The organism is Paenibacillus contaminans (assembly GCF_003285015.1).
In the GTDB taxonomy this organism is placed as follows: domain Bacteria; phylum Bacillota; class Bacilli; order Paenibacillales; family NBRC-103111; genus Paenibacillus_V; species Paenibacillus_V contaminans.
Window position 1 is genome coordinate 86,063 of record NZ_QMFB01000022.1, and the last position, 12,222, is coordinate 98,284.

Here is a 12,222-nt window from a genome sequence, read left to right on the forward strand (position 1 = left end):
AAAAAATATATATGGTTTTTCATATACACTCATCGAGAAGCCTGTATGGAGTAAATTGAATTCGGTTTTTCTTATACAGATGTCGAGAAACGTGCGTTTGAAGAAAATGTATTCAATTTTTCTTATATATTTATCGAGAAACCCGCTAATAGAGCCAAATATATGCGATTTTTCGTATTCATACATCGTAAACCAACGTATGGGCAAATGCAGGAGGGTTTTGTGAAAATCCGGTGCTGCTCTTTCAGCTGCGTTTGATATCCTTCCAAACTCTACTTTCAGCCCCCTATCCAGCCTATCGCTCCTTCTCGTAAATCAAAAAAAGAAGCCTCCCAACTCGCTCCGCTTGCACAGCGAGTTGGGGGCTTCTTTGAACTTTTCCGCACCGCGTGCGCCTCCCGGCGCGCGGTGCCATCGCGGCACGCGGTGCTCGGTCACACGTCGGCGGTCAAACCTCCTGCGTCAACTTGCGGCGACTGCGACGTCGCCGAATGCCGCCTGCCCCAATGGCTGCGAAGAGCTGCCCGTAGAACTCGCACCGCGCAGCTCACAGCTTCACGGCGCTGCATTGCATGCGGCTGCCGGCCGCATACAGCCGCCTTACACGGCAGCCGCAGCCTTCTCCGGAAGCGGTTCGCTCCGGAATTGATGCTCGTACAGCCGCGCATACAACGGGCAGCGCGCGAGCAGTTCGGCATGCCTCCCTTGGTCGACGACGCGCCCCGACTCGAGGACGACGATCCTATCCGCGTTCAGGATCGTCGAGAGCCGATGCGCGATCATTAGCGTCGTCCTCCCGGCGGCAAGCCTCGCGAGCGCTTCCTGCACGAGCTGCTCGCTCTCGCCGTCGAGCGCGCTCGTCGCTTCGTCAAGCAGCAGCACCGGCGCGTCCCAGAGCAGCGCGCGCGCTATGGCGAGCCGCTGCCGCTGGCCGCCGGACAGCTTGCCTCCGCGCTCGCCGACCTCCGTGTCGTAGCCTTCGGGCAGCGACATAATAAAATCATGCGCATTCGCATGTTTTGCCGCCGCAATGAGTTCCGTCTCCGCAGCTTCCGGCTTGGCGTACAGCAGATTATCCCGTATGCTGCCGCTGAACAAATACGTATCCTGCGGAACATAACCGAGCCGAGCGGTCAATTCGGAGCGTCCGATCGTTTTCACATCGCAGCCGTCCATTGCAACGTAACCCGACTCGGGCGTATAAAAGCCGAGAAGAAGGTGGAACAGCGTCGTTTTCCCGGCGCCGCTCGGACCGACTAACGCGACGGTTTGGCCAGCAGGCACGTCGAACGAGCAGTTGTCCAGCACCTGGGCCGAATCTGCGGACTCCCCGTAGCGAAAGCTTACCCGCTCGAAACGAATACCCTCGAGCAGCGGCTTCTGGCGTGTCCGCTGCGGGAGCTCGCCGGTTTCCGGCTTGGCGTCGAGCAGCTCGAATATTCGCTCCGACGCGGCCAGCGAGCGCTGCATCGCATTCCACACGCCCGACAGCCCGGACAAAGGCGAAACAAGCTGACGCAGCAGCATGACGAACCCCATCAATGTGCCGACGGTTAATTTGCCTTGCGCGATGAAAATCGAACCGACGCCAAGACTAAAAAGGAACAATGCCGTCCCGAAGGAAGAGCTGCCCGCTCTGTAAAAGCTGAAAGCCTTCGCTTCCTTCTGCTCCAGCTTATACAAGCGCTCCGTATCCCGCTCGTAGCGTTCCGCAAACTGCCGCCCAAGCGCGAACGTCCGCACGATCAGCTGTCCGGCGATCGTATCGGCGACAAAGCCGGTCAGCCGTCCAAGCTCGTTTTGCACCGTTCTGCCGTTCCGTCGCAGCCAGTTCCCCATCAGCGAGCCGGCCCCCAATGCGAGCGGACCAAGCAGCAAGCAAAGCAGGGCGAGCTGCCAATTGAGCGTAAACAAATAAACGAGCGCCATTCCCGCCATCAGCGGCATTTGAATGAGCGCCAGCAAGCTGTAGCCCATTGCGTTTTCCATCGCTTGAAGGTCGTTCGTCAGCCGCGACAGCAGATCGCCGGAATGCCGCTCCGAGTAGAAACGGACAGGCTGCTTCAACAAATGGCGGTAAACGTCGTTGCTCAGCATTTTCCTCACTTTATTCACGGTCATAGCTTGCAGGTATGAATTTGCGAAGATCGTCAGTCCGCTCACGGCCACGAACACTGCTCCGACCGCAAGCAGCAGCTTGAGCCGGCCCATGTCTGCGGCGACGGCAGCATCCGTAACGTGCATGATCAGCCAGGCAAAAAACAGCGAACTGCCTATGTCCAAGAATAAAATGAGGAACAGTGCCGCATACATCCAGCCATGCCGCTTCACATACGGGAGCAGCCGGAAAAGCGGACGATACGATTCGTATAAGCGAAGTATCGCCTTCACCTCCCGGCCCGATTATCCGAAGCTCTGCGTTTGGCAGGCCTCCATCGTTTGTAGGCGAGAACCAGCCGCAGCAGCCGCCACATCCGGGGGACGCGGACCGTCAATACGCCCCACATCCGCGGAAGCAGGCCTTCCATGCGAATCATCCGCCGCGGAGCCGTCCGTATGAGCGTCAGCTTGCCGATAATTTGCTGCGAACGAATCGGTTCGTCCGGAAATTTATTCGTATCGCCTTTGCACACGTAGTAATTTTCGCCCTGTTTGCTGTACTGCGATAAATAGCGATGACCGACAAGATGGCCATCCTTGGTAACGAACAGCAGCACGTCGCCTTTGCGGACGGTATCCGGCACTACGGGCTCGAAGCGGCAAAGATCGCCTTCACGGATCAAAGGATACATGCTGTCGCCGACCGAGGCAATTTCCAGAAACCCCTGCTTTCTGAGATGCTGGGACAAAAGCTGCGTCTCGATCGCTCTCGCTCTAGCCGGCATGCTCGATCAATTCGGCGATTTCCAGCTCCGCGAGGAATAGCTTGACATCCTGCAAAGCGATCTCTTCGCTGATGTCGTAGCGCTCCTGCAGCTTCCTGGCGAGCGACATCACGTCCCCGTCTTCCTTCAGCTCTGCCCAGATAAAGCCGCCCACCTCGTTCATTTTGGTCACCGTCAGCTTTGCGGTATTCATCACGATCCACTCCTCGCCGACCGCGACCGCTTCCATTTGCATCGTCCGTTTATACATGGTTGTTGTGTTCATATTCATGATATCTTCTCCCAGAACGTATTGTTTTTTTGAAAATGCAGCTCGTAAACGGGCACCGTCACTACCATTTCGCGCAGCATGCCGAGCACCTTGCTCGTTTCCTTCGCATCGTGCGCCCAGAAAAACACTTTATCCAGCAAATGCATGATGCCTTCCGACGAGCGGATTTGCTTGCGCTCCACCTGGCTCGACTGAATAAGCAGATGAATGCCGCCCAGCCGGCAGATGCGCCCCTCGTACATGGACATCAGCTCGCTTCGAAATGGCGAATCGTAAACGAGTATGCCGTCCGGCGTTATTTTGACCAGGGATGCTTCGTCGGATAAAAGCGGACGCGGAGCGGAAAGCTTGGCCACCGTCGACTTGCCCGCGCCGGATTGCCCTGCGAACAAATACGCCTGGCCGTCCTCAATGACGCATGACGAATGGATCATCAGCCCCCAGCCGATATGTACGATATACGCGCAATACAAATTCATAAAAGCATGCTTGAGAGAAAGCTCATTGTAAGCGACGATGTTCGCCGTCCGGTAAGAGGCGTCGGTTTCGATCCGGTAGTCAAGGCGGTTGTAGATGATGGTGCTGCCTTCTGTCGTAATCGTGACGGCATAATCCGGCGACGGTTCGCCATAGCCCAGCTCGGCATCCACGACGAGGTCGGCGGTCAGCACGCTTTCCGCGTCTGCCCGGCATTTCTCGAACATTTGATTGAGCGCTGCGACGATCGCTTCCGATTCGGTGCGGACGATCGCCGTGTGCTCGCCGATTTCCGTTTTGAGTATATGCATAATCGATATCCTCTTTCTTTATAGGTTCTTATATAGGACAGATTGAACGGTATGCGCGGCATCCGGGCATTTCCGTCCTCTGAGGTTTCTTTTTTCGGCTCGTGATTATAAAAAAAGGACGTTTCGTGCAGCAGGTGTCGGAGTGGACAAGGGACGCCCGGAAACATTCCATTTCGGACATCCCTCATGAGCCTATGATCGAAATTAGCTTCGCTATTACGCGGCGCTCCCGTCATGCGGAAACCAAGGAGCTTTGCGGTCCAGGCACTTCATCCATCCAATGTGTTTGGCCGGAAGTATTAACTCCAGAAATTCCCACCCGGTCCGCCGCCATCTCCGCCGCCGTTATCGTTGCCCGACGCCTTCGTTTCGAAGCTCACCTTCTGATGAGACAATACGCTAGGTGGTGCATATGGTTTTTTTGTCATTTCGTTCACCTCCGACTCTTGATTGAATGAGGACCACATGCCCATAATATGATACATATTGTATCGTGTCAAGCAGATAAAACAGAAAAATTAGACGTTTTGTATCGAATATTTTAAAAAGCACTCCTCTTTTTTTGCAATTTTTGGACTATTTCGACTTATCCGGCTCTCCCGAACGTCCGGGTGGTGCAGCAGAGCCTGACGGGTAATGGAGCTTTCTAAGCTTACGAGCATCGCTTTCAACATAAGGCGCGTGCCATACACCGCGCACTCTTATGTTTACTGTAATGCTGCCGGCACCATGTCATGATAGGTTGTTCTTCTCTAACAGCTGCCACAGCCGTTATTTCGATGAAATCGGGTGTTTTGAAACCCTCCTCGACTGATCGCGCAAAAAAGCTACCCTCCACACGGCCTCCCGTGTGAAAGATAGCTTCGCTTATCCGGCGGCGGCGTTCACCCGCAGCCCTTTATTTCGACCGCTCCGCGACGAAATCGGCCAGCAGCCGCGCGCCGTAGCCCGTCGGGCCTTCAACGACGTAGCCGCTCGTTGAGCCGGCATCCATCGGTCCGGCCATATCGACGTGCGCCCATTTCGTTCCGGCCTCGACAAAACGGCGCAGGAACAATGCAGCCGTAATCGCGCCGGCGTACGCGACGCCCGTAATGTTGCAGAGATCGGCGTATTGGCTTTTCAGCAGATCGTCGTACTCGTCTTCAAGCGGCATCGGCCATACGCGCTCCCCGCTCTTCAAGCCGAGGGTCTGCAATACGTCGGCCATATCGTCTGTTCCCCAAACGCCGGCCATTTTATTGCCCAGCGCGGATACGCATGCTCCCGTCAACGTAGCGATGTCGACGATTTGCTCGGCGCCGAGCTTGCATGCGCGAATCAAGGCGTCGGCGAGCACGAGCCGCCCTTCCGCATCCGTATTGCCGACTTGAACCGTCAGGCCGTTAGCGTAGCGGATCACTTCGCCTGGCAGCATGGATGCGCCGTCCGGCATGTTTTCGGCCGTCGCGACGAACACGACGACGTTCGCTTGCAGCTTGCTTTTCACAATGATGTCGAGCGCGCCGATTACGGCAGCCGAGCCGCCCATGTCGATGCGCATGTCGCTCAGATTGCGGCCCGACTTCAGGCTGATTCCGCCGGTATCGAACGTGATGCCCTTGCCGACAAGCGCGATAAGCGGCTTCGAAGGGTCGGAGCAATAACGCATCTCGATGAGCGCCGGCGGGTATTTGCTGCCTTTGCCGACGGCGATCAGGCCGTTCATTTGATGCTCCTCAAGCCGCTCCCCCTTGAACACGTCCACCTGGACCGGCGTATCCTTAAAACGCTCGATGACCCTTTCCACCATGTCCCCGGGACGAAGGAAGTTCGGCGGCTCGTTGCCGAGATCGCGGGCAAGCTTCGTACCCTCGGCGCGAATTGAGCCAAGAAGCAGCGCTTCTTCCAGCTCCTGCGAAGCCGTCAGCAGAAGCTCGACGGTTTCGGTGTGGCGCTGTTTTTTCTTCGACTTGTATTTATCGAACGCGTATGTCCCCAGCAGCCAGCCCTCGACCCAAGCTGTCGCGGCTTCCGCTTCGCTGATCTTGCTGCCGATTACTCCGGAGAGCATGCTGAAATCGATCGCCGCCGAAGCCGCCTGCTCCTTCTCGACCGCACGGCCCGCGACGCCTGCCGCAGCGCGGATTTGGTCGAGGCCCAGCTTCGCTTCGTCCCCCAGTCCGATCAGCAGCTTATGCGATTCGGACTCACGCCCGTAAAGCCATGTCAGCGCGCCTTTGTCGCCCGCATGCTCCTTCAGCTCGTAGCCGCCCAATTGCTTAACCGGCAAATTGCCTTTGCTTACCGCATATACCGTCACTTTCGCAGCGGATGTTGAAGTTAACGTAAATTTCATTTGGTCTCATTCCTTTTAGTCAAGATAAAGTCATGCCAACTCCCCTTAATCGTACCATATCGCGGCGGAAAGTTCATGCCGGACAAGACCGGCTGGACGTTCAGGCCCTTCTTCAAAATTTCTTCAGAATTCCTTTATTTTTTCCTTCGCTCATTCTGCAGAATGTTTCGATACGATAGTTGCATCGAGTCGAAGGGAGCGAGTCACCGCCATGATTAAATCTATGCAAGAGCAGCTGCTGTTTCTATATAAATTCATGCGTGCGCCGAGACAAATCGGCAGCGTCGCGCCGAGCTCCGCATTTCTGGCCAGGAAAATGCTTGAGCCCGTTCCTTGGAACCGGGTCAGGAGCGTCGCAGAGCTAGGGGCGGGAACCGGCGCCATAACCAAACATCTGGCTAAGACGCTTCATAAAGAAACGAAGGTGCTGTTATTCGAAAAAGACCATCAGCTGCGCGGTCAATTATCCGCCCGTTATAAAAACTTCGCCTGTTATGCCGACGCGTGCAGCATGGAGCCGGCCTTGCGGAGAGAAGGAATCGAAAGTCTCGATTGCATCCTGAGCGGACTTCCCTTTTTTAATTTTCCGCCGGAGCTGCGCGAGCAGCTGATGCACCAGATCGAAACGTCTCTGAAGCCGGGCGGCTTGTTCATCGCCTTCCAGTATTCGCAGCAGATGCGAAAGCGGCTCAGCCAACAATTCGAGATCGAACGCATTCATTTTGTCCCGCTCAACGTCCCGCCCGCTTTCGTATACGTCTGCCGTAAAAAGGGGGCTGCGGATGGACACTAAGAGCGACGCCCGGTCGAAGTTTGCCGCCTATTCCCCGCTGCTGTGGCTGCTTGCGATTCCGGTGTTGAACGTATTTTACGGACTGCTGAATAACGGCGGCGGCGATGTCGGCAATCTGATGACCGATTTGGACAATCTGATCCCTTTCGTCCCTGTGTTTATTATTCCTTATTTGATCTGGTATCCGTTCATATTCGGCATGTTCGTCGTCTTTTTCGCGAAGGATAGAACCGTCTACTACCGCAGCTTGATTGCCTTGTGCGCCGGGCTTATCTCCTGTTACCTAATTTATGCGGCGTATCAGACGACTGTGCCCAGACCTTTCTTGCACGACGCCGGCTGGCTGACCGGGCTTGTGAAGTTCGTCTACGCGACCGACAAACCGTTCAACTGCTTTCCGAGCATTCATGTCCTGACCAGCTATATCGTGCTGAAAGCATCGTACCGCTGCCGGTTCGGGCGATTGGCGCGAGCGGCGATTTTCACGGCTTCGTGGAGCATCATTATCTCCACTTTGTTCGTGAAGCAGCATGCGCTGCTCGACGTCGCCGCGGCCGTCATCCTGGCGGAAGCGCTTGTTTTCGCCGTGAAGCTAACCCGTTTCGATAAACGCAAAGCGCCAAAGGAGGCTCGCGCGCATGAACTATGAATGGCTGCTGTCGCTCCTTGAGCAATTCGGCTATGCGGCGTTATTTTTTGCGCTGTGGCTCGGTATCGTCGGTATGCCGATCCCCGACGAGGTCATCGTCATGACAGGCGGCGCCGTTACCGTCAACGCGCTTTTGCATCCGATTCCGGCCTTCGTTCTGACGTATTTGGGCGTCGTGTCCGGTTTATCGCTCGGTTACGTGCTCGGCCGGTACTTGGGAACACCCGTTTTGACGCGATTGCGCCGCAAGAAAAAAATGGAGAAATATTTGCATTTTTCGGAGACGCTTGTTCAAAAATATGGTAGTTTTGCAATAGGCATCAGTTATTTTTTTCCTATCGTCAGGCATGTCATGCCTTATGTGGTCGGCGTGCACAACATGTCCTTCAAACGGTACGCCCTTTTCTCCTATACGACCGGGCTGGTCTGGACGTTCCTCTTCTTCACCGTCGGACGTTACGCGGGCAATCATGTCGAAGAAATCGGCATGCTGCTTTACGAGTACGGCTTGCGTTTGCTCTGGCTGCCGTTCGTGCTTTTTGCCGTATGGGCGATAATCCGCTATTCTTACAAGGATAAACGGCTTCGCCGTTCTTAAGTAAAGGACTGGCGGGTTTACCGAGGTTTTAGCTGCTTTCGAACAATACAAACCTGGGAGTGATCCGGCTTGACCATTAACGTTCTCGTCGCCGACGACGATCCGGAAATCCGCGACGTCATTCGCATTTACCTGCAAAACGAAGGCTACCGCGTCCGGGAAGCGGAGGACGGCGTTCAAGCACTCGAGCTGCTGCGCCGCGAGCCGGTCGATTTAATCATTCTGGACGTCATGATGCCGAATATGGACGGGATCAGAGCTTGCTTCAAGATCAGGGAAATGACGAAAATCCCGATCATCATGCTCTCCGCCAAAAGCGAGGATATCGATAAAATTACGGGGCTTACGACCGGAGCGGACGATTATGTCGCCAAACCGTTCAATCCGCTGGAGCTTGTCGCAAGAGCAAAGGCGCAGCTTCGCAGGATGACGTTCGCCGGCACGGCCGAGCAGCAGGCCAAACCCTCCGATGACAACGTACTGGAAATCGACGATCTGGTCATCAATAAAAGCAAGCACCTCGTAACGGTACGCGGCCGGGAGGCGTCTCTGACGCCGATCGAGTTTGCCATACTTGAGCTGCTTGCAGCCCATCGCGGGCAAGTGTTTAATGTCGAGCAGATTTATAAGAACGTCTGGAAGGAAGACAAATTTTTATCCGACAATACGGTGATGGTCCACGTGCGCAACATTCGCGAGAAGATCGAAGACAATCCGCGCGAGCCGCGTTTGATCAAAACGGTTTGGGGAGTGGGATACAAAGTTGAATAGAGACTTCTTGTCCCTCTTGAACTGGAAGAAGAGCATCCGCCTGCGCCTGCTGGGATCGCTTCTGTTCAGCCTTATCGCCTCGTTTTTCGGGACGGCCTTGATCAACGAAAATTTGGGGTTTTCCATCGTCAATATGCTTTGGGGCATTTTATTGCCGGATATCATCCTGCCGAAGCTTGTCGGCGCGACCTTTTCCTTGCTCTCGTTTTTATTTTTCTTCTTGCTTATCTTTTTCTTCCTGATGCGACATATCGTCCGTCAAATGAGGACGCTCGCCGACGGCCTCATGGCGCTAGCCAAGGGAGATCTCGATTACCGCGTGCCTCTGTCCGGCCAAGACGAGCTGGGCGAGGTCGCGCAAAACATCAATTACATGGCCGAGCAGCTTCAGAGCATGATGAGAAGAGAGCGCCAGATCGAAACGTCCAAAATGGAGCTGATCACCCACGTATCCCATGATTTGCGGACGCCGCTCACGAGCATCATCGGTTATTTGAACCTGCTCAAAAACGACGATTATCAGGATCTCGACGAGCATAAACGGTATATCAACAACGCCTTCAACAAAACCCAGCAAATGAAAAAGCTGATCGACGATCTGTTCGAGTATACCCGTCTGACCAGCGGCGACGCCACCCTCTCCTTCCATAAAATCGACCTCGGCAGTCTGCTGGAGCAGATCATCACCGAGTTCGAGCCGATCGCTCAGGAGCTTTCCATTACGGTCAAAAGGGACTGGGAGCAAACGCCTTTCCCGGCCCATGTAGATGTCGAAAAACTGGTGCGGGCGATCGACAACCTGCTCATGAACGCGCTCAAGTTTTCCTTGAAGCCCGGCGACATTACGGTACGGCTTGCCGAGCGGGGCGATTGTATCGTGCTTGCGGTCGAAAACCGGGGAAAACCGATTACCGAGGACCAGGAGAAGCTTTTATTCGAGCGTTTCTATAAGGCGGAGCCTTCCAGGCGCGACCGCGACATGCCTTCGGGCGCAGGACTGGGCTTATCGATCGCCCGGTATATCGTCGAGCTGCATGGGGGAAAAATCGGGCTGAAGCATGCGAACGGACATTTCACCTTTTTTATCGAGCTGCCCAAAGCGGCGCAAATTACAAAGTACAATGGGAGCGATGATAAACTATGAATACGAACGCCTTGGAACGCAGCAAAATCCGGGATATCGCATTGGCCGAGGAGGGCCGGCTCAAAATCGAATGGGCAAACGCGCATATGCCCGTCCTGAATCGGATCAAGGAACGATTCGCAATCGAGCAGCCTTTTAAAGGATTAAAGGTTGCCATATCGCTTCATTTGGAAGCGAAAACCGCTTGCCTTGCGAAGGCCGTTCAAGCAGGCGGCGCGGAAGTGACGATTACCGGCAGCAACCCTTTGTCCACCCAAGACGACGTCTGTGCGGCACTCGTTGCGGACGGCATTACCGTCTTCGCCAAATATAATCCGGACCCTCGGGAGTATAAACGGCTGATGCTCGACACGATCGAAACGGAGCCGGATTTAATCATCGACGACGGCGGCGATTTGGTAGGCATTTTGCATGCGGAACGCCGCGATTTGCTTGGTAAGGTACGCGGCGGGGCAGAAGAAACGACGACGGGCATTTTGCGGTTGAAGGCGCTGGAAAAGGAAGGCCGGCTCACGTTTCCTATGATTGCGGTGAACGATGCGTTCTGCAAATATTTGTTCGACAACCGGTACGGGACGGGGCAGTCGGTCTGGGACGGGCTCAACCGGACGACCAATCTTGTCGCAGCGGGCAAAATCGTCGTCGTGGCCGGCTACGGCTGGTGCGGCAAAGGCGTTGCCATGCGGGCCAAAGGCTTGGGAGCGAAAGTTGTCGTTACGGAAACGGATGCCATCAAAGCGGTTGAGGCATACATGGACGGTTTCGAAGTCATGCCTATGCAGGAAGCGGCGAAAATCGGCGATATTTTCGTCACGGTAACCGGCAATAAGGATGTCATATGCGGAAAGCATTATTTGATGATGAAGGACGGGGCCATCCTGACGAATGCCGGCCATTTCGATGTGGAAGTCAATGTGAAGGATCTCGAGGACATCGCCGTCTCGCACCGTACCGTCAGGAAAAATATCGTGGAGTACACGTTTATCGACGGTCGCAGCGTTTATTTGCTGGCGGAAGGGAGGCTCGTCAACTTGGCGGCGGGCGACGGCCATCCGGCGGAAATTATGGATATGACGTTCGCGCTCCAGGCGATGTCGTTGAAATATGTGAACGAGCAGTATCAAAGTCTCGGCGGCAAAGTCGTCAACGTACCGTTCGAGCTGGACGAACAGGTGGCTCTCTATAAGCTGGAATCGCTGGGCATTGAGATCGACCGGCTTACAGGGGAACAGCAAGCTTATTTGGCGAGCTGGGCGGAGCATTAATCTTTCATTTTTGACGGAGTACGAGCCGAAAAAAACCTCCAACCCCGCGTGAGGCAGCGGTTTTGGAGGTTTTTTTCTTATTCAAGACACTCTCGTGCGGCAATGCCGTCTAGGAAAAATATTACGATTCCTTATCCCAGTTCGGCAAGCGCATCGGACAGGCTTACGTCGCCGCTTGCGACTTCGTCGATCCTTTTGGCGAACGTGTTCAGCATGAACAGGAACAGCGCCAAAATTTCCATGATTTCGTCCCGGCGCAGCTTCTCTGCGTAAGAAGCGCTATGAACGTACCGGTAGTACATTTCCCCGTCCTCTTTGACGCTGAAATGTCCGATCGCCAAACGGCAGTTGATCGCAAGCAGCAGCTTGCCCACATCGTCCGCGAGCTCCGGCCTGATATCGCATGGAATCGTCGTGTAGATCTGAAGCAGCTGGATATAGGATAAATCGTCCTCATCCAGAGGCACGAAGCTGAAGTTGATGAAACGATCTCTATTCTTATGATCCTTCTCGATTGCCGCAAGCAGCACGTTAAGCGGAATCTCCTCCGACTTCTCGACAATCGTCGCCGGATAACCCGCCTGCTCCAAATCGCGCTTCAAAAAACCGAACTCGGCCAAATGCCGGGCATGCACCGCTTCGGGTACCATTCGCTTCGCTCCCTTCTGTCTGGCCTCTTTTGACTAAGTTAAAAACATGTATGGGAGTATCCATTACATT

The 12,222-nt window shown here is 54.8% G+C and carries 13 protein-coding genes; 6 read left to right on the forward strand and 7 right to left on the reverse strand.

Annotated features, from left to right (window positions below; translation table 11 throughout):
- Positions 1–600: 600 nt before the first annotated feature.
- The 6 genes from DQG23_RS29280 to DQG23_RS29300 form a co-directional block, all read right to left on the reverse strand.
- Positions 601–2,391: an ABC transporter ATP-binding protein gene (locus DQG23_RS29280; protein ID WP_113034597.1), complete on the reverse strand. Its 1,791-nt coding sequence runs from the start codon at positions 2,389–2,391 to the stop codon at positions 601–603.
- A complete protein-coding gene (locus DQG23_RS29285) occupies positions 2,388–2,885 on the reverse strand; it encodes a signal peptidase I (protein WP_113034598.1) in 498 nt (165 codons plus the stop codon). The genes DQG23_RS29280 and DQG23_RS29285 overlap by 4 nt, the downstream gene beginning before the upstream one ends.
- The gene (locus DQG23_RS29290) at positions 2,875–3,156 is read right to left on the reverse strand and encodes a PqqD family protein (protein ID WP_113034599.1); all 282 of its coding nucleotides are present in this window, start codon (positions 3,154–3,156) and stop codon (positions 2,875–2,877) included. The genes DQG23_RS29285 and DQG23_RS29290 overlap by 11 nt, the downstream gene beginning before the upstream one ends.
- On the reverse strand, positions 3,153–3,944 hold the full coding sequence (locus DQG23_RS29295) for a hypothetical protein (protein ID WP_113034600.1): 792 nt from the start codon (positions 3,942–3,944) through the stop codon (positions 3,153–3,155). The genes DQG23_RS29290 and DQG23_RS29295 overlap by 4 nt, the downstream gene beginning before the upstream one ends.
- 299 nt (positions 3,945–4,243) lie before the next feature.
- Positions 4,244–4,372, reverse strand: coding sequence for a hypothetical protein (locus DQG23_RS43485; RefSeq protein WP_272949075.1), 129 nt, complete (start codon positions 4,370–4,372; stop codon positions 4,244–4,246).
- A gap of 470 nt (positions 4,373–4,842) precedes the next feature.
- The gene (locus DQG23_RS29300; protein WP_113034601.1) at positions 4,843–6,282 is read right to left on the reverse strand and encodes a leucyl aminopeptidase family protein; all 1,440 of its coding nucleotides are present in this window, start codon (positions 6,280–6,282) and stop codon (positions 4,843–4,845) included.
- Positions 6,283–6,493: 211 nt separating this feature from the next.
- Here DQG23_RS29300 and DQG23_RS29305 point away from each other — a divergent pair, with 211 nt between their 5' ends.
- The 6 genes from DQG23_RS29305 (at position 6,494) to DQG23_RS29330 (ending at position 11,502) form a co-directional block, all read left to right on the forward strand.
- Entirely contained in the window at positions 6,494–7,075 is a 582-nt protein-coding gene (locus tag DQG23_RS29305; RefSeq protein WP_113034602.1) for a class I SAM-dependent methyltransferase, read from the forward strand.
- Positions 7,065–7,724, forward strand: a complete 660-nt coding sequence (locus tag DQG23_RS29310) for a phosphatase PAP2 family protein (RefSeq protein WP_113034603.1) — start codon at positions 7,065–7,067, stop codon at positions 7,722–7,724. Before DQG23_RS29305 ends, DQG23_RS29310 begins: the two co-directional genes overlap by 11 nt.
- A complete protein-coding gene (locus DQG23_RS29315; protein ID WP_113034604.1) occupies positions 7,714–8,322 on the forward strand; it encodes a DedA family protein in 609 nt (202 codons plus the stop codon). Before DQG23_RS29310 ends, DQG23_RS29315 begins: the two co-directional genes overlap by 11 nt.
- Positions 8,323–8,391: 69 nt before the next feature.
- Complete coding sequence (locus tag DQG23_RS29320) at positions 8,392–9,093, forward strand: response regulator transcription factor (protein ID WP_113034605.1); 702 nt, start codon at positions 8,392–8,394, stop codon at positions 9,091–9,093.
- A complete protein-coding gene (locus tag DQG23_RS29325) occupies positions 9,086–10,237 on the forward strand; it encodes a sensor histidine kinase (RefSeq protein ID WP_238178094.1) in 1,152 nt (383 codons plus the stop codon). Before DQG23_RS29320 ends, DQG23_RS29325 begins: the two co-directional genes overlap by 8 nt.
- Positions 10,234–11,502, forward strand: coding sequence for an adenosylhomocysteinase (locus DQG23_RS29330; protein WP_113034606.1), 1,269 nt, complete (start codon positions 10,234–10,236; stop codon positions 11,500–11,502). Before DQG23_RS29325 ends, DQG23_RS29330 begins: the two co-directional genes overlap by 4 nt.
- Positions 11,503–11,633: 131 nt before the next feature.
- Here DQG23_RS29330 and DQG23_RS29335 read toward each other — a convergent pair whose 3' ends face one another.
- A complete protein-coding gene (locus tag DQG23_RS29335) occupies positions 11,634–12,152 on the reverse strand; it encodes a YbjN domain-containing protein (protein ID WP_113034607.1) in 519 nt (172 codons plus the stop codon).
- Positions 12,153–12,222: the final 70 nt, after the last annotated feature.